Origin of the sequence: Methylocaldum sp., assembly GCF_035627495.1 — a bacterium.
Taxonomy (GTDB): domain Bacteria; phylum Pseudomonadota; class Gammaproteobacteria; order Methylococcales; family Methylococcaceae; genus Methylocaldum.
This window is the reverse complement of the sequence record NZ_DASPLO010000195.1, coordinates 12426-33963: the sequence shown is the minus strand read 5'-3', so window position 1 is coordinate 33963 and position 21538 is coordinate 12426. Positions and strand designations below refer to the sequence as shown.

General features: G+C 57.9%; 20 protein-coding genes. 8 read left to right on the top strand and 12 right to left on the bottom strand.

The features are described from left to right. Positions 1–26 precede the first annotated feature (26 nt). The 12 genes from VEB01_RS18410 to VEB01_RS18355 all read right to left on the bottom strand — a co-directional run bounded on the left by VEB01_RS18410 (position 27) and on the right by VEB01_RS18355 (position 14601). On the bottom strand, positions 27–1301 hold the full coding sequence (locus VEB01_RS18410; RefSeq protein ID WP_324878001.1) for an O-antigen ligase family protein: 1275 nt from the start codon (positions 1299–1301) through the stop codon (positions 27–29). A gap of 4 nt (positions 1302–1305) precedes the next feature. Further along, positions 1306–2781, bottom strand: coding sequence for an oligosaccharide flippase family protein (locus VEB01_RS18405; protein WP_324877999.1), 1476 nt, complete (start codon positions 2779–2781; stop codon positions 1306–1308). 18 nt (positions 2782–2799) lie between these two features. Next, positions 2800–3720, bottom strand: a complete 921-nt coding sequence (locus VEB01_RS18400) for a glycosyltransferase family 2 protein (RefSeq protein ID WP_324877997.1) — start codon at positions 3718–3720, stop codon at positions 2800–2802. A gap of 75 nt (positions 3721–3795) precedes the next feature. Next, positions 3796–4716, bottom strand: a complete 921-nt coding sequence (locus VEB01_RS18395) for a glycosyltransferase family 2 protein (RefSeq protein ID WP_324877995.1) — start codon at positions 4714–4716, stop codon at positions 3796–3798. A gap of 123 nt (positions 4717–4839) precedes the next feature. After that, complete coding sequence (locus VEB01_RS18390; RefSeq protein WP_324877993.1) at positions 4840–6183, bottom strand: glycosyltransferase; 1344 nt, start codon at positions 6181–6183, stop codon at positions 4840–4842. After that, positions 6150–7199, bottom strand: a complete 1050-nt coding sequence (locus tag VEB01_RS18385) for a glycosyltransferase (RefSeq protein ID WP_324877991.1) — start codon at positions 7197–7199, stop codon at positions 6150–6152. Before VEB01_RS18385 ends, VEB01_RS18390 begins: the two co-directional genes overlap by 34 nt. A 95-nt stretch (positions 7200–7294) precedes the next feature. Next, positions 7295–8461: a glycosyltransferase family 4 protein gene (locus VEB01_RS18380; RefSeq protein WP_324877989.1), complete on the bottom strand. Its 1167-nt coding sequence runs from the start codon at positions 8459–8461 to the stop codon at positions 7295–7297. A gap of 39 nt (positions 8462–8500) precedes the next feature. Then, on the bottom strand, positions 8501–9229 hold the full coding sequence (locus VEB01_RS18375; protein WP_324877987.1) for an FkbM family methyltransferase: 729 nt from the start codon (positions 9227–9229) through the stop codon (positions 8501–8503). 41 nt (positions 9230–9270) lie between these two features. Continuing rightward, positions 9271–10248: a GDP-L-fucose synthase gene (gene fcl / locus VEB01_RS18370; RefSeq protein ID WP_324877985.1), complete on the bottom strand. Its 978-nt coding sequence runs from the start codon at positions 10246–10248 to the stop codon at positions 9271–9273. Next, the gene (gene gmd / locus VEB01_RS18365) at positions 10241–11344 is read right to left on the bottom strand and encodes a GDP-mannose 4,6-dehydratase (RefSeq protein WP_324877983.1); all 1104 of its coding nucleotides are present in this window, start codon (positions 11342–11344) and stop codon (positions 10241–10243) included. The genes fcl and gmd overlap by 8 nt, the downstream gene beginning before the upstream one ends. A 165-nt stretch (positions 11345–11509) precedes the next feature. Then, a complete protein-coding gene (gene wecB, locus VEB01_RS18360; protein ID WP_324877981.1) occupies positions 11510–12637 on the bottom strand; it encodes a non-hydrolyzing UDP-N-acetylglucosamine 2-epimerase in 1128 nt (375 codons plus the stop codon). Between the two features lie 290 nt (positions 12638–12927). Then, complete coding sequence (locus VEB01_RS18355; RefSeq protein ID WP_324877979.1) at positions 12928–14601, bottom strand: formate--tetrahydrofolate ligase; 1674 nt, start codon at positions 14599–14601, stop codon at positions 12928–12930. A gap of 407 nt (positions 14602–15008) precedes the next feature. Between VEB01_RS18355 and VEB01_RS18350 the strand changes: the two genes are divergently transcribed. From VEB01_RS18350 to VEB01_RS18315, 8 genes are all read left to right on the top strand, one after another. After that, a complete protein-coding gene (locus VEB01_RS18350; RefSeq protein WP_324877977.1) occupies positions 15009–15674 on the top strand; it encodes a glycine zipper 2TM domain-containing protein in 666 nt (221 codons plus the stop codon). A gap of 4 nt (positions 15675–15678) precedes the next feature. After that, entirely contained in the window at positions 15679–15891 is a 213-nt protein-coding gene (locus tag VEB01_RS18345; protein ID WP_324877975.1) for a hypothetical protein, read from the top strand. Positions 15892–16304: 413 nt separating this feature from the next. Continuing rightward, positions 16305–17276 carry an arsenosugar biosynthesis radical SAM (seleno)protein ArsS gene (gene arsS, locus VEB01_RS18340; protein WP_324877973.1) on the top strand — a complete coding sequence of 324 codons (972 nt, stop codon included), beginning with the start codon at positions 16305–16307 and terminating at the stop codon, positions 17274–17276. Between the two features lie 140 nt (positions 17277–17416). Beyond that, the gene (locus VEB01_RS18335) at positions 17417–19564 is read left to right on the top strand and encodes an FAD-dependent oxidoreductase (protein ID WP_324877971.1); all 2148 of its coding nucleotides are present in this window, start codon (positions 17417–17419) and stop codon (positions 19562–19564) included. Positions 19565–19589: 25 nt separating this feature from the next. Next, complete coding sequence (locus tag VEB01_RS18330) at positions 19590–20336, top strand: DUF3047 domain-containing protein (RefSeq protein ID WP_324877969.1); 747 nt, start codon at positions 19590–19592, stop codon at positions 20334–20336. Then, positions 20333–20980, top strand: coding sequence for a TIGR04282 family arsenosugar biosynthesis glycosyltransferase (locus VEB01_RS18325; protein ID WP_324877967.1), 648 nt, complete (start codon positions 20333–20335; stop codon positions 20978–20980). Before VEB01_RS18330 ends, VEB01_RS18325 begins: the two co-directional genes overlap by 4 nt. Beyond that, on the top strand, positions 20977–21261 hold the full coding sequence (locus VEB01_RS18320) for a carboxymuconolactone decarboxylase family protein (protein WP_324877965.1): 285 nt from the start codon (positions 20977–20979) through the stop codon (positions 21259–21261). The genes VEB01_RS18325 and VEB01_RS18320 overlap by 4 nt, the downstream gene beginning before the upstream one ends. Next, positions 21258–21524 carry a carboxymuconolactone decarboxylase family protein gene (locus tag VEB01_RS18315; RefSeq protein WP_324877963.1) on the top strand — a complete coding sequence of 89 codons (267 nt, stop codon included), beginning with the start codon at positions 21258–21260 and terminating at the stop codon, positions 21522–21524. The genes VEB01_RS18320 and VEB01_RS18315 overlap by 4 nt, the downstream gene beginning before the upstream one ends. Positions 21525–21538: the final 14 nt, after the last annotated feature.

Below are 21538 nucleotides of genomic sequence, written 5' to 3'. Positions count from 1 at the left end.
ATCCTTTCCGCTACGCACCCTCCGGGCTACCGCGGTTTACCAACTCCGCTTTCGGAGCGGAGCATGGGCTCGAATTTGGCGAGGAGTATCGAATAAAGAAAAAACTCGTTCGATCCCAGCAGATTGCCCTGCTTGAACGTCAGAAAGAACGAGAACAACCATAGCGCCGCGATGCAGGAAAACAGGCTCCTGAGTTGGTCGTCGTTCCTCACCATCCGGTAAGACCTGAAACCCGAGCGAATGGTACCGGAGAGAATCAGGGCATACAGAACAAATCCCACGATACCCTCTTCGCCCAAAATCTCCATCGGCACGATATGGATATAGCCTCCGAGGATTCTCGGATCATAACTGGCCGAATTGCCCAATCCGAACAGCAAGGTTCCGGGTGAGGAGAACCAATGCCTCCCCAAGGCCCTGGCCATTTCCAGCCGTCCGATGGCGGCATCGGTGAGCGCCTGTTGCTTGAATCGGATGTCTTCCGCCCAAAACCAGTCCAAGCTCCATTTGACCAGTATCATGATTAGGCTGAGACTGAATAGGATAGCGAAAACCCTGGGAAAGCTTCGCACTCGATGGGCGATGCCCCAGCATACGGTGATGACGCCCAAGGTGCCCAACAACTGGCCACGGGAGCCGGAGCGAACGATGAGCACGATCGTGATCGCCAAAATGGCCCACCTTGCGCAATGCCATAGTATCGCCCGCTTGCGGAAGCGCAAAAACAGAGCCAGAAAAGCCACGTAACCCGCTATTTGGGCAACCGCCAACGGATTCCCCCCCATAACGTCCCCATACGCGTCCGAGGCGATGATCACCTGCCGCAGTTCCCAGCGCACGGTAAATAGCAGCAGAATGCAAAGGGGTGCGCCTAGCACTATCATGCCCGTGCAGAATGTCCTGATATCCTTGACTTTCCACACCAATAACGGCGCCAGGAAAATGATGGTGCCTATGTAGGGAAATGCGGATTGCCAGGCCGCGGCGCTTGTTTCGAACGACGGCGCCCACAGGGTCGAACAGTAGGCATAAAGGAAAAGCAGCAAGGTTAACCACCCGACTTTCGGGTATATATCCAGCCTGATCGATCCCCGCATCAAGGCGCGGACGACCCCCAGCAACACCAGCGATCCCGCCACCATATTGGTGAGAGTCCCATGTTCTACAAAAAAAACGCTCGATGCCTGCGACCACTGCTCCAGGGCAAACATACAGGCCGCCAATACCAAAGCAGTTACCGGATTCTTGAGAGTTCCGATCAGTATCGCGGTGAGAATTCCGAGATAAATGGCTATGATCATTTCCCTATACGCCCCTGCCTAACTTAGGTTTAAAACCTAACCATAACCTCCGTGTAAAACCGCCCACGGTCTCCCGAAACAATCTGGGCAGGCACAGATTGATCATAATCAGATAAGTTGAGGAAAAGACGCCGCCTATCAGAAAGATCTCCGCCCATTCCGGAATATCGGTCATCGCTCCGGTTAGGCTCGCAGCCATGACGGCGACACCGCTGGACAAGGCCGAAGGTATATAAAACATCGCTATATCCTTCATCCCCAATCCGATTTCTGTCCCGGCGTTCCATAAATAGAGGGGCGAAGCCACTACATAGAATGCGGCAACGGCCAAGGCGACCGTAACAGCATCGCCGTACTTCGCGGCGAACCCGACCGCCATCAGGAAGGTGACAGTCCAAATAACGGCATTCCGCAGCAGCTTCCCGAACTGTCCGAGAGACTGCAACAAAGGCACCGCCGGTTCGGCGACGGCATGCCACGCCATGGCAAAACTCAGCACCTGGATCAGGGGAATCGCGGCGAGCCACTTATCCGCAAAGAACAGTCTCACCAAGGGGCCCGCCAACACGGTTTGCAGCATGCCGAGAGGCACGGCGATCATGGAAACCGCGGACAGCGTTCTGTGAAAGGCCCGGCCGAGGCGCACTTTATCCTGTCTTATCGAACTAAACGTCGGAAAAAGGATGTTCGCCACGGTCCCCCACAGAAGCTTGGAGGTCTGGGTCGAGAAACTGAAGGCGAAAAAATAAATACCGACCAATTCGGTGGCATGAAAATAGCCGAGCAGCATATAGTCGCCCTGGCTGACCAGGGTAAAACACAAGCCGGTCGCCACTACCGTGAGACTTGTCCGGGCAAAAAATCGCCACGTGCGACACCTGAGATGCCAGCGGACTCGGGGGCGGATCGTCAAAACGAGAAAGATCAAAACAAGCACTTCGGTGATCAGCGAGGGAAGCACGAAGGAATAGGCCTCGAATCCCGTCAGCGCGAATGTGACCGATAGCATGGCGCCGACCACCGACGAAAATATGCCGAGTCCCGACAACGCCCGGAAATTCATGCGCCGCTGCAAATCCGCCTGCAGCACGGCGTTGAGCGCGGAGACCGGCTGAACGAGCGCGACGACCAGCAGTAAGCCGACGATCCGGGGTTCTTCGTATAACGAGGACGCGAGGGGAGCCGCCGCTGCCAGCAGCACGCCGCCAATCGTCCCCAGGCTGAGGGAGAACCATAAGGTTTGCTCCAGCCACAGGTCGCCCCGTTTGCGCCGTACCAGAAACTCGCGGATGCCGAACTGGCGCAACAGGGCCACGAAGGCGCTGACGGTGTAGGCAAGGCCGACGACTCCGAAGTCTTCGGGTCGAAGGAGCCAGGACAGCACGAATTGCAGTATGGCGGACGACAGCTTGGTCACCGCCGCCTGGCTGCCGAGATAGGCGAATCCTTTCAGCGCTATGGCGCTTAATCCCTGTTCCATGGCGATGAATGGGGATACTCAGTTATTCATTATCCATTTGCATTTCATATAAGCCGCCAGCACTGGAAAACCGATTAGATACTTCATACGCATCCCTACGAGCTGCTGTCTGAAAACTTTGCGGTAAACAGCGAAAGCCAAATCCGGACGGCCGTGTTGAGCGAGCTTTACGCTAAAAGCCCGAGCCACGTATGCGATCAACCTCCATCGCGACTTTCTCCCTTCAAAACCACCGGGATATTCCCCTTTTGTTTCCCGGTCGATGACCGAGGTAATACCTCTAAAATTGTTTTCGATATGGGTCGACAAGGAATTACCAGCTTTACGAAAGGCATAAGCCGGTGGCGTACGTATGAAGACGAATCCCGGCGCTGTCGATAATTTCAGAACGATATCGGTATCTTCGCAATTGGCCTGGCGCTCCACGAAACCGCCCGCCGCCAGCAAGGCATCCTTTCTCGCCACCAGGGTTCCGGTGGCGTGCATCATCGGCTCATGTTCCTTTAGAAAAAATTGCAGATTCGGATAAGCTATCGCCTTCAACGGCGCGTCCGCAGGCGGAACGGGTATTTCGTCGACGAATGGGAGAGGTTGGCCGATCAATAGCGATGGCCGCTCGAAGCGCTCGATACAGGCCGCGTAATGTCCGAGGGTGTAGGGAAACCAGGCATCATCGCCATCCAAGAAGACGATATATTCCCCGTTTGCCGCCTGGATTCCCGTGTTGCGCGCCGCCCCCGCTCCCCGGTTCCGCTGCCGGATCAGACGAACCTCGTCGCCGTAGCTTTCCACGATCTCGACCGTATCATCCTCGGAGCCGTCGTCCACCACGACGACTTCGAAATCCCGAGATCGTTGCGTCAGCACCGAATCGAGACAGGCCCGGATTGTCGCAGTACGGTTATAGGCGGGTATGACGATCGAAAAGAGCGTCTCCATTGTCGTTTCCTTCCCATCAAAAACAGCTTTCCCTATCTGCGGCTTTCACCCCGCCAGACCGAAACGAGAGACACTTTAACCCGGCGGCCTATTGGCCAATCCGATAAACAACAGAATCGGCAGTCCCAAGACATATTTCCACCGCCTGCCCCGAATCTGACGCCAAACCACTCGCCGGTAAATATCCCAGGCAAACCTAAAATACCGTTTCTCCGCGTATTTTCGGCTTATCGCTCTGGCCAGGAAAAGAATAAGCTCCCATCTCGCGCTTTCACCCTGGCTTCCCCCCGGATAGGCTCCGTTCTTTTCCGTGTCGATGATTTCCATGATTCCTTTGTAACTTTCTTCCATATCTCTGACAAAAGTCCCTGCACGGCGACTAAGTGCCAAGGCGGGGGGGGAATCGAGCCTGACGAAACCCGGCGACGCCGCCAGCCTCAGAACCAAATCGTTGTCTTCGCAAAATACTTTTTTTTCGGTAAACCCGGAAACGCGGTTCAGTGCCTTGGTCTTTGCCACAAACGTTCCGGTAAAAAAGCAGGTCGCTCCATTTTCCCTGAAGAACGACAGTACATCCTGATAATATCTGGCTTTGACAGGCTCACGGCTGCCGCTTAAAACCGGGGTTTCGTCGGTAAAACTTATGAAGCTGCCGATTAAGAACGAGGGATAGTTATAATTCCGTATAACCTCGGCATAGTTTTCCAGCGTATACGGAAACCACAGGTCATCGCTATCCAGAAATGCCACATAATCCCCATTGGCAGCCCGAATTCCGGCATTTCTCGCCGCTCCGGGCCCCTGGTTTTCCTGCCGAATGAGCCTTACCCGGTTACTATAAGATTTCACCACCTGGGCTGTGGCGTCGCGCGAGCCGTCGTCCACCACGATAATCTCGAAATCTTGCCAGCGCTGCGCCAATACCGAGTCGAGACAAGCCGGAATCTCCTTGGCACGGTTGAAAGCCGGTATGACCACAGAAAAAAACGGTTTCATGGCTGTGACGATAATTCCTTTTAATCAGTCGCAGTTGCCCGGATTCGGGGAGCGGAATCGAGGGCAATCGGGATTCCGTGATGCCGAATCCTGCATAGCGCCATACGAACGACCCGACGAGGTTCAACGAAATGGAGCCGTTTCCTCTAAAACCTCGCCCACTAGTTTCTTAACCGCCGACCGAAAAGCCTCCCGGGAAAAACGGGCGCGTACGATATCCCTGCCGTTTTGGGCCATCCACGCCGCCAATGTCGGATTTTTGAGCAGTCGGCAACAGGCCTCCGCCATTTCACGCTCGTTCCTCACCATGCTGACGCTAATTCCGTTTTTGAGGGTGTTTTCGAACCCGCGCATGCCGAAGGCCGTTCCGACACAGGTCCTGTTATATAAAAGAGATTCCAGAATCTTGATGTTGGTTCCCCCACCGGACAAAATGGGGGCCACCGAAAACGCGGCATCTCGATAGACATCCCTGATGTTTTCCACCTCCCCGCGAACATCCACACCCTCGCTTCGGCTCCAGCGCTGCCGGTCGATATCCCTAAGTCCCGCGCCGATGATCCGGAAAACGGCATCGGGTACCTCTCTTCGTATCTCCGGCCATACTTTGTCGATAAAGAAGTCGACCGCTTCGATATTGCATGTCCAGCGCAAACCGCCCACGAAGACCATAGTCTTGCCGGCCGCAGGCGGTATAGGCTCATCGGGATATTCGTCCGCCGCATACGGAATATTGGAAAGAAGCGCCGATCTCGTCCCGCGGACCCGCTCCAAATCGGTTTCTTTGGTCACGAAAACGCCGCCGCATTTAACCAATAATTTGGTTTCGACCTTTTTATAGGCCTCGGCATAGTGCAGAAGCATCGCGCGCTTCCAGGAAGGGATACCGGACATCATGCTTTTCGACTCGCGTAATTCCGAATCGAAATCGTCCACGTCTATGATGGTCGAAGCAAAATCCAAGATTCCCGAAACCGCGGCATTTCTTAGATATCGGGCAACGATCAAGTCGTACCGGCGCTTTCCAGTGACAGAGTGCAGCACGGCCGACAATTTACCGTCGGCGCGGAATAAGGATTCCCTAGTACGCAAGCTATGGGCGAGTTTCTGAATGAATGGGGGATTTAAGGGCGATAAATGCCGCCATAACCCGGTTTGGCCGGCGGGGGGAGGTGGCTCCAGCGCTCCGAGCAGGCGATAGGAAGACGGCATCCGGGACAAGTCGCCAGAAATATCCCGGGGTTGGGTAAACACGACCAAAGTATCCACCTCACCGCAGCAAGTTAGCGCTTCGTGCAACAAAGCACTGCGCTGGCGCGCCCCGGTGACGGGGGGGACGAAAAGATCGAAATCGACAAACAGTATCCGTGTCACGCTGCATTCCTGTTTTCTGCCGGGTTCCGCCATGCTCCACCCGGCCTGCGTGCGGACTTTTACGACATCCCGCTCTTTTTCCCTTCGAGACATCTCCCGTACACCCCGGCCAAGGCTTGCGCCGAACGTTCCCAGGTCAGATTCGCGGACAAAAATTCGCGAAATTGCGCGTTCCTGGGTTTTCCCCAGGCGGTCCGCACCGCGTCGCGGATTTGCTCGACGCTGTTGGGATCGACATATTCCGCATGCGAACCGAAATAATCCGGAGGACCGCCATTTCGGGTGATGACCACATTCGCCCCATGGGCCGCCGCCTCCAGCGCGACCAATCCGGTGCCTTCGTGTCGGCTGGGCAGGCAGAACACGCGGCAGCCGGTATAAAGTCCTCGGAGACTGTCGCGATCCAGAAAGCCCAACACGCGAATGTCGCGGAACTTCCGGGCGAGCGCGTGCAAGGATTCGAGTTCCCGCCCCGGTTGGGCGAAACCGGCGATGACCAGCGGATAGCCTAGAGGACCGACCGCCTCGGCCAGGCGAACCACATTCTTCCGTTCCTGGGTGTAGGCGCTGACGTGCAAAACGTATTCTTCCGGAAGGTCCAAGCGCTTGCGGACCGCCTCGGCATGCCGTTGGCCGGAATTCTCCAACTCGGTACCGTTCAACACCACTTCGACTTTGGCGGCGGAAACGCCCAGGCCCCTGACCACGCGATTGCGCTCGAAAGTCGAACGGCAAATCACGACATCGCTGTTCAAGGCCTGCCGACGCAGTTCGCCCGGAATGCTGAAGATCTTCGGATGGAGGTTTCCCGCCGCGGCGGCTAGCCGGTAGAGAAAGTTGGGCTCGTTCGAGTCGATGATGGGCGCGAACACCAATATTCCTTTGGCCATGGAGCGCCGCAGATTCTCCACCGTGTATAGCCCGAATCCGCCGATGAAGAACTGCACCACGTCGAACTCGGCAGGGTCTTGCCAATCCCAGGGATTGAGCCTCACCACCTCATGGCCGAGAGCCTCCAGCGCCTCGGCTTGAAATCTCGCCTGGGCCGCCACGCCGTTCGCCGGATTGCCGACCGCGAACATCGATGGGACCAGAAATCCGATCTTCATGATTTTTATTCCCTATGGCCACTTGCCTTGTCGCCTATCGGTTTCCGGTAGGCATTCCGAGTACGCGAGGGTATCCACAAAACCGATAGGCGGTACTAGACTTTCACCGCAATATCATGCCCCCGCCCGGCATAAAGCCTTTGGACCGCCGACGCAAAGCGCTCCGCCATGCGATCGATGCTGTAATCTTCCTCCACTCTTCGCACCGCCGCCTGCGACAGCTCGCGGCGCAACACCGAGTCGTCCAGAATCCGGGACACTTTCGCCACGAAATCGTCGGCGTCTCCCGCCCGGTAAGTCAGGCCATTGATGCCGTCCTGCAAAACCTCGAACTCCGCCGTCTGGGTCAGCGGATTGTCGTCGGTGACAACCGGGACTCCATAAGCCATGGCGTGATGGATACTCAAGCCGATGCAGGTCGCCATCACGAAAACATCGGCGCTTTTGTACCAGAGGGACAACGCCGCCTCGTCATACAGCGGCCCGACGAACCGCACCCGGTCCCGAATGCCGAGATCCTCCGCCAAGCGGCGCATCTCGTCTTCCAACGGCCCTCCGCCGATAAGAACCAGGAGCGTATCCGGGCGGCGGGCCGTCAGAACGGCATAAGCCTTCAGGAGAAAGTCCGTGCGCTTGATGGCCGTCATGCGCACCACTTGCAGCAGTATGCGTTTTTCGTCCAGGCCCATGGCGCTTTTGAAGCCGGCAAGGTCCGAATCCCGAACCCGGTCCCGTCCCGCCTTGATCGGTCCTTCGTCGATGCAGTTGTGCAGCACGGCTATTTTTTCCGCGGCGATGCCCAGTTCCCGCAACTCCCGGGAGCCACGTTCTCCGTAGCTCAACAACAGGTCGGCGATACTCCCCATATACCGGGTCAGCAGCGCCGTTATCCAACGCCGCTCGCCTATCCGGTAAAACATGGACCAGACCCCGAACGGTATACCGGCTTTCCGGCAATACAGCATCGCCGACAACTGGCTTAAATCCCTGGGATTGCCCTTGAGGACGACCACGTCCGGATCCAAGCGGCGCAAGAGTTCGAATAAGCCCGGCCTGAACAAGAAAGCCCAGGCTTTTCTCTCGGCGAGATGCACGGCGCGAAACCGATGGATTCTCCCGTCATACTGGTTGAGCTGATCCTCCGTTTCCAGGTCGGCTAATACGGTGAGATCAATCTCCGGAACGGCGGCCAGCCGCTCGAACAGCGGCACCCTATACTTCGGGATAACGGGTTCGACGATAACCAGCTTCAGCTTTTCCATGGCATGAATCTCAAGGCATACCGAACGAAATCAATTCGTTTACGAGTGATGCCTGACAAACGTATAGTTTGAAATACCATCGATATTGACTAATGAGTAACCATTTAAAACGATTTTCTTAATAGCCTCATTAATCCGGTCCTTGAACCTTTCATCGAGGGAATGAAAAACCTCATCGAATTCAACACAGATAACATCGATATTCAACCGATCACGAAAGATGGAATCTAAAATCCTATATTCGGCTCCTTCGACGTCCAGCTTTAGTAAATCAATTCTGTCATGGCCATTGTCCTGCATAATCGACCACAGCTTTTTACAAGGCGCCTCAAAGAATTTATCGGTTCCTTGCAGATTCAAAATGGAATAGGATACATGCAACGGATTTTTCGGCTCATAAAAGTGGAGAATTTCATCCTGATCCCATACGCCTACCGGCGAGAAGGATAGTCCGGGTTTGCCCTTCGCCGTGATGGCCACATAATCTATCGCTCTCGGTGTTGGGTCGAAGGAGAATACTCGGCATCGGAATCTTTCCAGAAGCGCTAAATCGAAAGTCATATCCTCGCCTACTCCAACGCAGTAACAGATCGAATCTTCATTCAACATTCCACTCGGTATCACCCAACCACCAAGCGCCGAGCCCAGTTTTTCACACGATCCGATCGACTCGATCTTTATTCCCGAAAAAATATCACGACCGAACCTTTTCAATACTCGCGCTTTTAGGTGAGTAACGGCTCTTGCAATAATTTCCGATCGAGACATCGATGAATTCATCCGAACTTAAAAATCCCTATCGAACCGGTTTACTCTCTCATTCCAAAGAGCGAACGCCTTGAGCTTTCCGGTTCGACCGATTCAATGTAATCACGGAACCACTCATAGGTCCGGGCGATGCCCTCGCGGAGTGGCATCCGCGCCTGCCAGCCCAAGGTCTTGAGCCTGGATACATCCAGCAGCTTGCGTGGCGTTCCGTCCGGCTTGCTGCTGTCGAACACCAGATCTCCCCTGAAACCGACTACGTCTTTCACCAGTTCCGCCAACTCCCGAATACTGATGTCCTCGCCCACCCCCACGTTAATGATCCGCTCATCCGAATATCGCTCCAGCAGAAACACGATGGCTTCCGCCAGATCGTCCACGTACAGGAACTCCCGCCGCGGCGTACCGGTTCCCCAAACCATAACGGACGGTGAACCTTGCGCCTTGGCTTCGTGAAATTTGCGGATCAAGGCCGGCAATACATGGGAATTTTCCAGATCGAAGTTGTCGCCGGGTCCGTAGAGATTGGTCGGCATCAGCGAAATGGCGTCAAAGCCGTGTTGACGGCGATACGCCTGGCACAGCTTGATGCCGGCGATCTTGGCCACCGCGTACCACTCATTGGTCGGCTCTAAAGAGCCCTTGAGCAGACAATCCTCTTTCATGGGCTGCGGCGCGTATTTGGGATAGATGCAGGAAGAGCCCAGAAAAACGAACTTCCGCACGCCATGGCGCCAGGCGCCGTCGATCAGATGGGTCTGGATCAGAAGATTGTCGCGTATGAAATCCGCCGGGTAGGTGTCATTGGCATGAATGCCGCCGACCCGCGCCGCAGCGTCGATCACGACCTCCGGCTGCTCGGACTCGAACAAGGCTTCGACCTCTGGCCTCTCGGTGAGATCGACCTCCGCACGGGAACGGGTGACGATACGGTGATAGCCGTGGCGCTCCAAGCATCGGACTACGGCAGATCCGACGAGCCCACGATGACCTGCAACGAAAATTTTGGCCGATTTATTCATGATGATCGAATATCCTGTAGCCTTCCCGCTGGCAAAGAGCGTCGCGCTCGGCCGCCTTGAGGTCTTCGCGCACCATCTCCGCAACCAGCCGCTCGAATGGAATCTTCGGGACCCACCCGAGTTTCTCCCGAGCTTTGGTAGGATCGCCGAGCAGCGTGTCGACCTCGGTGGGCCGGAAATAACGGGGATCGACCTCCACGATGGAGCGGCCGGTCCTAAGATCGATACCCCGCTCCTCGACGCCTTCACCCTGCCAGCGGACGGTCATGCCCAGCTCCTTGGCAGCCATCTCGACGAACTGCCTTACGGTGTATTGGATGCCCGTGGCAATGACGTAATCGTCGGGCTCTTCCTGCTGCAGCATGAGCCACTGCATCTCCACGTAATCCCTGGCATGCCCCCAGTCGCGCTTGGCGTCGAGATTTCCGAGATACAGCCGGTCCTGCAAGCCGAGCTTGATCCGCGTAAGCGCGCGGGTGATCTTCCGGGAGACGAAGGTCTCGCCCCGGAGCGGTGACTCGTGGTTGAACAGAATGCCGTTGCAGGCGTACATACCGTACGCCTCGCGGTAGTTCACCGTAATCCAATAGGCGTAGAGCTTCGCCACCGCGTAGGGCGAACGGGGATAGAACGGCGTGGTTTCTTTTTGCGGCGTTTCGACGACTTTGCCGTAAAGTTCCGACGTCGACGCCTGATAGAACCTGGTTTTGCCCTGCAAGCCGAGAATGCGGATCGCCTCCAGCAAGCGAAGGGTGCCGAGCGCATCGGCATCGGCCGTGTATTCGGGCGTTTCGAACGAAACTTGGACGTGGCTTTGTGCGGCTAGATTGTAGACTTCATCCGGCCGAACTTGCTGGACGACGCGGATGAGATTGGTCGCATCGGTCAGATCGCCATAATGGAGAATGAAACGGCGATCCTCGATGTGCGGGTCTTGATAGAGATGATCGATGCGGTCGGTATTGAACAGGGAAGCACGGCGCTTGATGCCGTGGACGATGTATCCTTTGGCCAGCAAGAACTCCGCAAGATAGGCACCATCCTGTCCGGTGATGCCCGTGATCAAGGCAACTTTCCGCCGTCCATGCCATCGCATCCAATCCTCGCGCATCCTGCGTCCCTCGCATTCCAAATGTGCTTGCGGCGGTAAGGGTATTTATTTTCCTTACCCCGCTCCTTGCCTCATCCTAGAGGCAATGTCGATGACTTAAGACTATCGGCCTATTCGGCGTACTGCTGTCTCCGATCATGCGCCTTGCCTCTATCGGCTGGCCTCCATGGCATCCGCCAACGCCTTCAAAATCCTTCCCGACGCGTTTCCGTCCCAAAATTCCGGTTTCTTGTGAGCCGCGCTGGCTCCGTTCAGTACCTTTTGCGCTTCCGCCACGATCCGGGCCGGATCGGAACCTACGATCACGTTCGTACCCTCTTCCACCGTAATCGGACGCTCCGTGTTCTCGCGCAAGGTGATACAGGGGATGCCGAGCGCCGTGGTCTCTTCTTGAATGCCGCCGCTGTCCGTCAGCACCAGCTTGGCGTCTTTGAACAGGTTCAAGAACTCCATATAGGAGAGAGGCTTCGTGGTGATGATGGAATCGGGAATCATCAGACCGAATTTTTCGATGTTTGCCTGAGTGCGGGGGTGGATGGGGAATATCAGCGGCAATCTCTTGCTCACCTCCGTCAAGGCGCCGACGATGCCAGACAGCGTTTCCGGATGATCCACGTTCGAAGGCCGGTGCAGCGTGACCACGCCATAGGACGGATGCCGCTGTTTGAAGATCGTCGTTTCGAACGCCGTCGGCGGGAGCTGTCTCAGCTTTTCCACCTGATGGAACAGGTTGTCGATCATTACATGACCGACGAAGAAGATGCTGTCTTTCGGCTTGCCTTCGGCCAACAAGTGGCTTACGCCGCTTTTTTCGGTCACGAAGAAATAATCGGATATCGAGTCGGTCACGATGCGGTTGACCTCCTCCGGCATCGTGATGTCTCCGCTCCGGAGCCCCGCCTCCACGTGAGCCACCTTGATCCCTAGCTTCTTGGCCACGATCGAGCAGGCCAGTGTCGAATTCACGTCGCCCACGACCATCACCAAATCGGGCCGGTCCTTCAAGCAGATTTCCTCGAAACGAACCATCACTTTCGCCGTCTGCTCGGCATGGGAACCACTGCCCACGTCCAGGTGATAGTCCGGCGACGGTATCTCCAGTTCCTCGAAGAACACATCGCTCATTTCCTTGTCGTAATGCTGCCCGGTATGAACGAGCTTGTATTCGAAAGGATACGAGCCCCGTTGCAGCTCTCGAATGATCGGGGCGATCTTCATGAAATTGGGCCGCGCACCGGCGACGATAAACATTTTTCGGGTCTGGGCGCTTGTATTCAAAGCATCGTCTCTCTTCGGTTTTCCATGTTAGCACTGCACTACACGCCTACTCGCATCAAACCGATTTCGCACCGTATGCTTCAGAACCAAGCAATCGCCGAGCGATACAAAAAGTTTACGCGTGGAGGCATTTAGAAGTTTATACGTAAGAGCGCTTAACTCGCTTCAAAACGCTCCGCCGGCACGTACAAATTTCTAGTCTTCTCCGGTGGCGGTTCCAAAACCAAGCGAGAGGTTTTCGCCTCTCGCTCATTATTTACGGGATTTTATGTGGGCGTTTTCCCAAACCTTTAGAACAATCCCGTGATCCGGCCGTTGTCGTCGACGTCGATGGCTTCGGCCGCCGGCACCTTAGGCAGCCCCGGCATGGTCATCATGCTGCCGCAGACCGCCACCACGAACTCGGCGCCGTGGGCGGGCCGCACCTCGCGGATGGAGAGCACATGGCCGGACGGCGCTCCCTTAAGGTTCGGATCGTTGGAGAACGAGTACTGCGTCTTGGCGATGCACACCGGGAAATGGCTGTATTCCTCGCTCAAGCGCTGAAGCTGCTGCCGGGCCTTGCTGTCCGCGGTGATATCGGCCGCGCCGTACAGCTTGGTGGCGATCGTCTTGATCTTGTCCCACAGCGGCGCATGTTCGTCGTAAAGGAAGCTGAAATTGGACTGGCCGGCGTCGACCATCCGGACGATTTCCCGCGCCAGGTCTTCCGCGCCCTTTCCGCCCTCGGCCCAGTGCCGGCAAACGATGACCTTGGAGCCCATCTCCTCGACCTTGCGCTTGAGCAGCGCAATTTCGGCGTCGGTATCCGAGGTGAAATGATTGATGGCGACGACGCAGGGCAGGCCGAATTGCTGCTGCACGTTATTGAGATGCCTCGCCAGATTGACGAATCCGGCTTCCAGGGCTTGCAGGTTTTCTTGTTGCAGCTCCTTGACCGGCACGCCGCCATGCGACTTGAGCGCCCGCACGGTCGCCACCAGCACCACGCCATCGGGTTGTATGCCAGCCTTGCGACACTTGATGTCGATGAATTTCTCCGCCCCCAGATCGGCGCCGAAGCCCGCCTCGGTCACCACGTAATCGGCGAGCTTCAAGGCTGCCTTGGTGGCGACCACCGAGTTGCAGCCGTGGGCGATATTCGCGAAAGGACCGCCGTGGACGAATACCGGGTTGTTTTCCAGGGTTTGGACCAGATTCGGCCGTAGCGCATCCTTCAGCAGCGCGGCCATGGCGCCGTGAGCCTTGAGGTCGCGGGCAAAAACCGGCTTGTTGTCGAAGCGGGTGTATCCCACCAGGATGTTGCCGAGGCGCTCCTTCAGCTCTTTGAGCGAACTGGACAGGCACAGGATGGCCATCACCTCGGAGGCGGCAATGATGTCGAAGCCGTCTTCGCGCGGGAAACCGTTGGCCGTTCCGCCCAAGCCGATAACGATGTCGCGCAGGGCGCGGTCGTTCATGTCGATGACGCGTTTCCAGCTGATCTGGCGCGGATCGAGATTCAACCGGTTGTCGTGGTGAATATGGTTGTCGATCATCGCCGAAAGCAGGTTATGGGCGACGCCGATGGCGTGGAAATCTCCGGTGAAATGGAGATTGATGTCTTCCATCGGCACGACCTGAGCGTAGCCGCCTCCGGCCGCTCCGCCCTTGACGCCGAAACACGGCCCCAAAGCGGGTTCCCGCAGACAGATCATCGTTTTCTTGCCCAGCCGGTTCAGCGCGTCGCCGAGGCCCACGGTCGTGGTGGTTTTCCCCTCCCCCGCCGGCGTCGGACTGATCGCCGTAACGAGAATCAGCTTGCCGTTGGGCCGATCTTTGAGACCCTCGATATAGTCCAAGGACAACTTGGCCTTGTAGTGCCCGTAAGGGTCGAGATGTTCCGCAGCGATGCCCAGCCTATCGTTGGCCAGACCGATGATCGGCAGCATTTTGGCTTTTTGAGCGATTTCGATGTCGGACATGAATGCACCTTTTTTATATCTATTTCGGTCGTGGATATGAAAATCAGCAATAAAACAGGGCATCGAGCACAAGCCGTCAAGCGCCGTAACCGAACCCTCGAAGGTGGCAAATATTAACAAGTTGCCGGAAGCAAAGCAGCAACGCGACGGAGTTCTTGGCTACACTATCGAAGCAGGAATTGTCGCAAGCGGGCGACGCGTTTAACCGAAGTGCTCCTCTTACGTGAAGCATGTAGGCCGGAATAAGCGTCAGCGTTTCCGGCGTTCTCGCGTGGTTTTCCGGAAACGCTGACGCTTATTCCGGTCTACCAAGCTCGCCGATGGACGGCGCCTGCAGCAACCGGGATGGCTTGCGAATTGCTTTACGGCTCTGGCGGATAACTACACACTTTATAAAAGAGGCATCCATGTCGGCGACGAAAACGTCATCTGTATTCGATACGTCCAGCTCGTTCGTTTTCCTCAGTGCTATTTTTCTAGCTTTTATTCTGATCTTTCCGCAGGGAGCGTACAGCGACCCGCCCGACTGGGCGCCGGCTCATGGCTATCGAAACAAACACAAGGACAAGCATCACGACCGTGATTACTACGATGACCGTTACGAACACCGAGAAACCCATCATTACCATGACCGGGATCACGACTACGGCGTGAGGTCGGGACGCTGCGACCGGACTATGGTAGGCAAGGTGCTGGGCGGCGTGGCGGGCGGTGCGCTCGGCGGGGTAATCGGCTCGCGCGTCGGCAACGGCGACACGGGTTCGACGATCATAGGCGCCGTCGCAGGCACCGTGATCGGCGCAATCATCGGCGACCGCATCGCGCGCGGAATGGACGCGAACGATATGTTCTGCACCGGACGGGTTCTCGATTTCGCCGACGACCGCCGCAGCGTTCATTGGATGAATCCCGAAAATCAGGTGGACTATCTGGTCACGCCGTTACGGACCTTCAACGACAACGGCGGACGCTGCCGCGAATTCTCCACACGCATGACCTACGGCAACCAGCGCGACTCGGTCAATAACGTCGCGTGCCGTCAGCCGGATGGGAGTTGGCTGATCCGGAACTGAAGCCGTGAAGTCCGATCAAGGACTGCCGGGTGATCTCGATGAACAGCCCCGACAAGCGCCTCTCGACTCCGGGGGGCGCGTTCTGGAATCAGAGATAATCCGTGAGGTAAGCAAGACCGGCGACCGCCGCTCTGCCTATCGTTGCCCCGCCGACATCACCCGACTGGGCAGATCGGCCGAACCGCCTTTCGTAAAACGGTCGCCCACGATCGCGTAAGAATCCCGATTCCCGCGTAAATATCCGAAATCTTAAGCCGAGGACCGGAACCAAGCGTTTTGCAGACGATTCTCAGCTAGCATGGGATCCGTTTCATGACGGAACGATGGCCGGGACGGCCGAACTTCTCCCGGCCAAGTGTAAGGCATCGATCGATTCCGCGACTAAGCACTTAGCGGGTGTGTTAAAAGCGTCGCGAGCAGTCCGAGTGCAAGGCGCCCGGACAAATCCGCCGGGAGCGGATTTGGACTGCCGAAGGCAGGCCCCGTAAGGGGCTGCTCCCATGGAGGGGCGCAGCAACACAGGAAGCGGAGTGTACAAGGGTACATGACGATTCCGAGCAACGTCGCAATCGGACGGCGCAGCAGCTTTTTACATACCCGCTTAGATCGAATACCTAAGAGAGCGTTTTCGTGCACACCATCTTACCTCTGCTTGCCACAACCGATTTTCCGCCGATCGCCCGGGAAAGCTTGGACACCGTACAAGTGAATCTCGGTTACCGCTGCAACCAGTCCTGTGTCCATTGCCACGTGGCGGCCGGACCGCATCGCTCCGAGGAGATGTCGCGCGAGGTCATCGATTCGGTTTTGGCTTTTCTAAAGAAGCAGCAGATTCGCTGCCTGGATCTCACGGGTGGCGCGCCCGAACTGAACCCGCATTTCCGCTATCTGGTGGAGTCCGCGCGCGAAGCGGGAGTCGCCCGGATCATCGATCGCTGCAACCTGACCATTCTGGAGGAACCGGGGCAAGAAAACCTGGCCGAATTTCTGGCCGGCCGAGCGGTCGAGATCGTGGCGTCCCTACCGTGCTACCTTGAAGAAAACGTCGATCGCCAGCGGGGCAAAAGCGTGTTCGAGACCAGTATCCGCGCCCTTAGCCGCCTCAATGCGCTCGGCTACGGGCAAGAGGGCGCCGGCTTGGCGCTCAATCTCGTCTACAATCCGCAGGGACCGGTTTTACCGCCGCCCCAGAGCGAGCTCGAAGCCACGTACAAACGAGAGCTCGGTGAACGTTTCGGTATCGTGTTCAACCGGCTTTTCACCCTCGCCAACATGCCGATCCGGCGTTTCGGGAGCTTGCTGGTTTCCAAGGGCCAGTTCGAGCCGTACATGAACCTGCTGAAGAGCGCCTACTGCGACGCTCATCTCGGCAACGTGATGTGCCGCAGCCTCCTGAGCATTGATTGGCAGGGCTACGTCTACGACTGCGATTTCAACCAAATGCTCGATATCCCATTGATTCGGGGCCGGCGAAGGCATCTGCATCTCGCCGATCTGATCGACGAGGATTTGACCGGCAACCCGATTCAGATCGCCGATCATTGCTTCGGCTGTACGGCCGGCGAAGGAAGCAGCTGCCAAGGCGCCCTGGCGCGCCGATGAAAAAAGAGGGACATTAGAATGACAATAGAGCCGGGACTCGGATGCCTTTCGAATCCGGTTCCCCGTCCACTCCGTCTCATAGATCCGCAGTTCTTTTTACGCCTCCGGCATTACCGGAGCGATGTTCCGGAGGCCATACCGTGAACCGATACCGTCTGCTTCTTGTTGTTGCCATCGTGGTGCTCGTTAGCGTCTTTTTCGCCCTCGATCTCCAGCGTTTCCTCACCCTCGAAACGCTGAAAGCGCAACAGACCGCCATCGAATCCTACCGTGCCGCCCATCCGCTGCTCTCGGCGGCTGTTTACGCCGCTCTTTACGTGGTAGTAACGGGCCTGTCCCTGCCGGGCGCGGCGATATTGACTCTCGCGGGCGGTGCGGTTTTCGGTCTCTTTTGGGGCACGGTGATTGTGTCCTTCGCCTCGACGATCGGGGCGACACTGGCTTTCCTGGCCGCCCGCTTCCTGTTCCGGGACACCGTCAAGGCGCATTTCGGCGAACGCGTGAAGACGATCGACGCCGGCATCGCCAGGGACGGACCGCTGTACCTCTTCACCCTGCGGCTGGTGCCGGTCTTTCCGTTCTTCGCGATCAATCTGGCCATGGGGTTGACGGCGATGCCGGTGCGCACTTTTTATTGGGTGAGCCAACTCGGGATGCTGGCCGGTACGCTTATTTACGTCAACGCGGGCACCCAACTCGCGAAGATCGAATCGCTCTCGGGTATTCTGTCGCCCGGCCTCCTGCTGTCGCTAGCGCTGCTGGGTGTTTTTCCACTGTTGACCAAGAAGGTGGTCGACAGCGTGAAAGCCCGCAAGGTGTATGAAAACTGGCCGAGACCTAAGCGCTTCGACCGGAATCTGGTGGTGATCGGCGGCGGTTCCGCCGGGCTCGTCGCCGCCTATATCGCCGCGGCGGTGAAAGCAAAGGTCACATTGGTCGAGAAGCATCGCATGGGCGGCGATTGCCTCAACACCGGCTGTGTGCCCTCGAAGGCGCTGATCCGCACGGCACGGCTGTTGGCCCAAATCCGCCGTGCGCCGGAATTCGGCATCCGGCGAGCCGAAGCGGATTTCGATTTCGCCGAGGTCATGGATCGGGTGCAAAGGGTGATAAAAAAGGTCGCCCCGCACGATTCGGTCGAGCGTTACACCGGGCTCGGCGTCGACGTGATCGAAGGCGAGGCGAAGATCGTCTCCCCTTGGGCGGTGTCGGTGAAAACGGTGGACGGCACCCGCACCCTGACCACCCGCTCCATCGTCATCGCCGCCGGAGCGAAGCCTTTCGTGCCGCCGATTCCGGGGCTAGCCGAAATCGGCTATCTGACCTCGGATAACGTTTGGAATCTGCGCACGCTGCCGAAACGGCTCGTGGTGCTGGGAGGCGGTCCGATCGGCTGCGAGCTGGCCCAGTGTTTTGCCCGCTTCGGCAGCCGGGTGATCCAAGTCGAGATGCTGCCGCGGCTGTTGTTTAATGAAGACCCCGAGGCATCGGAGGCGGTCCGGCGTCGGTTCGTCGACGAAGGCATCGACGTCCGGCTTGAACACAAGGCCCAGCGTTTCCTCGTCGAGGGAACGGAGAAAATTCTGATCGCCGAGCATCGGGGCGCGGAAATCCGCATTCCCTTCGATGAGGTCCTGGTGGCTGTCGGCCGCGCCGCCAATACCCAAGGCTACGGCCTGGAGGATTTGGGCATCCCGGCGAGTCAAGCCCATACCGTCGAGACCGACGAATTCCTGCAGACGCTCTACCCCAACATCTACGCTTGCGGGGACGTGGCGGGGCCGTTCCAGTTCACACACACTGCCGCCCATCAGGCGTGGTATGCGAGCGTGAATGCGCTCTTCGGCGACTTCAAGAAATTCCGCACCGACTACCGGGTCATCCCCTGGGCGACCTTCACCGATCCGGAAGTGGCGCGGGTGGGACTCAACGAAGAGGAGGCCAAAAAGAAAGGCATCCCCCATGAAATCAGCGTATACGGTCTCGACGAACTCGACCGCGCCATCGTCGACGGCGAGGCGCACGGCTTCGTCAAGGTACTGACGGCGCCGGGCAAGGACCGCATTCTCGGGGTCACCGTCGTCGGCGAACATGCCGGCGACCTGATCGCCGAATTCGTCCTGGCCATGAAGCACGACATCGGCCTCAACAAGGTTCTCGGCACCATTCACATTTATCCGACGCTGGCGGAAGCCAACAAGTACGTCGCCGGCGTCTGGAAACGCGCTCACGCGCCGGAAAGGCTACTCCGCTGGGTCGAGCGCTACCATGACTGGCGGCGGGGCTGAAACACCCGCGGATCGGGCAGATATCATGAAAATACTGTTGGCGATCGTCCTCTTAATCCTCGGCTACCCGGTTCGGGCGGAGGACGCGCCTTCGCAGCCGGCGCCGTTTTCAGCCGCTAAACCCGGCTCGGTGCTTCCGGCCGGCTGGACTTTGACCACGTTGCCGCGAGTCCCCCGCGCCACGCGCTTCGATGTGATCCGCGACGAGGGCCAAAACGTGCTGCGCGCCGTGTCCGAATCCGCGGCGGCCACGCTGACCCATAAACTGCGGGTGGATACCGCCAGGACTCCCTGGCTCGCGTGGCGCTGGAAGGTTACACGGGTCCTCGACCGGGCCGATCTCACCCGCAAGGACGGCGACGACTACGCGGCCCGCGTTTACGTCCTGTTCGACTACGGCCTGGATCGGCTCTCCGTCGCCGAACGCTTCCGGATCAGGCTCGGCCGATCTCTGTACGGACAGGATTTGCCGGCGGCCGCGCTCTGCTATGTCTGGGACAACCGGCATCCCACCGGTACTAGCGCATGGAGCGCCTACACCGACCGGGTGCGGATGATCGTGGTCGAAAGCGGACCGGAGCGCGTCGGACGATGGGTGACCGAAACCCGTAATGTTGCCGCCGATTTTCGGGCGGTCTTCGGCGAGGAACCGCCCCCGATCGCCGGAATCGCGCTGGCGGCGGATACCGACAACACCGGCGAGTCCGTCGTCGCCTATTTCGGCGACGTGCGCTTTCTTTCCTCTCATGCCGAATCGGATATGCGCCCATGAAGGACGCCTGCCTGCACATCTTCGCCAAGGCGCCGGAGCCGGGGTGCGCCAAAACCCGGCTCATCCCCGCTTTGGGCGCGGCGGGTGCCGCACGGCTGGCGCAAGAACTGACCCTGCAAACCTTACGCACCGCCGCCGCATGGGGCATCGGGCAGATCGAGCTCTGGTGCAGCCCCGATTGCGCCCATCCCTTCTTTGCACGTTGCGCAGCGGAGTTCGGGGTCATTCTGCAGGCCCAACAGGGCGAAGATTTGGGCGAGCGCATGTTTTTCGCCTTCGCCGCGTCCCTGAGCTGCCGGCCCTATGCCGTCTTGATCGGAACCGATTGCCCAACGCTCGACGCTACCGACTTCCACGACACGATGAACGCTCTGCGCAACGGTTTCGATGCGGTCATCGCACCGGCCGAGGACGGCGGCTACGTATTGCTGGGCCTGAGCCGGGTGGAACCGAGATTGTTCGAAGGCATCGATTGGGGCACCGAGCGGGTGCTATCCCAGACGCGAGCCCGGCTGCGGGAGTCGGGCTACCGCTGGTGTGAACTCCGTGAACACGCGGATATCGATCGTCCCGAGGATCTTAATCGCCTGTTTGGGGAATATCCCCACTGGCGCCATTGCTTGCATGAGGAGCACGAGACATGAGCTGGATCGAAAACCCGCCCGATGATCGTTACGTTTGGCCCATCCGACTGTTGTTCGCCTTGCAGCGCCGCAAATTCGGCCGAGTTTTGGAACCGGTCAAGCTGTGGGGGCGGACACCCCGAGTCTTTTTCGCTTTTTTGCGGCTTTACCGGACGTTCGAGCGCAAGTCCTCGCCCTTGGAGCCCTCACTCCGCTCCCTGATCATGGTTAGGGTATCGCAGATCAATTGGTGCCGTTTCTGCGTCGATTTGAACGCCTCCAATGCCCTGGGCGGGGCGTGACCGAGGATAAGCTGCACGCGCTGGAAACATTCACCGAGTCGCCCCTGTTCAGCGAGCGGGAAAAGGCCGCCCTGGCCTTCGCCGAGGCGATGACGGTAACCGGGCGCAAGGTCGATCCGTCGTTGCGGGAGAGGCTGAAAGCGCAGTTCAGCGACGACGCCGTCATCGAACTGGCCGGACTCATCGCCTATCAGAACATGTCGAGCAAGTTCAACGCCGGCCTCGACGTCCCCGCCCAAGGTTTTTGCCGTCTCCCGGACTAAAAAGGGCTTCGTTG

Bases quoted from the DNA above. Each gene is read 5' to 3' on its own strand.
- fcl (WP_324877985.1), bottom strand. From the start codon at position 10,248: ATGAATAAATCGGCCAAAATTTTCGTTGCAGGTCATCGTGGGCTCGTC.
- VEB01_RS18405 (WP_324877999.1), bottom strand. From the start codon at position 2,781: ATGGAACAGGGATTAAGCGCCATAGCGCTGAAAGGATTCGCCTATCTC.
- VEB01_RS18390 (WP_324877993.1), bottom strand. From the start codon at position 6,183: ATGTCTCGAAGGGAAAAAGAGCGGGATGTCGTAAAAGTCCGCACGCAG.
- VEB01_RS18320 (WP_324877965.1), top strand. From the start codon at position 20,977: ATGAGCTGGATCGAAAACCCGCCCGATGATCGTTACGTTTGGCCCATC.
- VEB01_RS18380 (WP_324877989.1), bottom strand. From the start codon at position 8,461: ATGGAAAAGCTGAAGCTGGTTATCGTCGAACCCGTTATCCCGAAGTAT.
- VEB01_RS18330 (WP_324877969.1), top strand. From the start codon at position 19,590: ATGAAAATACTGTTGGCGATCGTCCTCTTAATCCTCGGCTACCCGGTT.
- VEB01_RS18375 (WP_324877987.1), bottom strand. From the start codon at position 9,229: ATGTCTCGATCGGAAATTATTGCAAGAGCCGTTACTCACCTAAAAGCG.
- VEB01_RS18350 (WP_324877977.1), top strand. From the start codon at position 15,009: ATGTCGGCGACGAAAACGTCATCTGTATTCGATACGTCCAGCTCGTTC.
- gmd (WP_324877983.1), bottom strand. From the start codon at position 11,344: ATGCGATGGCATGGACGGCGGAAAGTTGCCTTGATCACGGGCATCACC.
- VEB01_RS18355 (WP_324877979.1), bottom strand. From the start codon at position 14,601: ATGTCCGACATCGAAATCGCTCAAAAAGCCAAAATGCTGCCGATCATC.
- VEB01_RS18410 (WP_324878001.1), bottom strand. From the start codon at position 1,301: ATGATCATAGCCATTTATCTCGGAATTCTCACCGCGATACTGATCGGA.
- VEB01_RS18385 (WP_324877991.1), bottom strand. From the start codon at position 7,199: ATGAAGATCGGATTTCTGGTCCCATCGATGTTCGCGGTCGGCAATCCG.
- VEB01_RS18325 (WP_324877967.1), top strand. From the start codon at position 20,333: ATGAAGGACGCCTGCCTGCACATCTTCGCCAAGGCGCCGGAGCCGGGG.
- VEB01_RS18395 (WP_324877995.1), bottom strand. From the start codon at position 4,716: ATGAAACCGTTTTTTTCTGTGGTCATACCGGCTTTCAACCGTGCCAAG.
- VEB01_RS18400 (WP_324877997.1), bottom strand. From the start codon at position 3,720: ATGGAGACGCTCTTTTCGATCGTCATACCCGCCTATAACCGTACTGCG.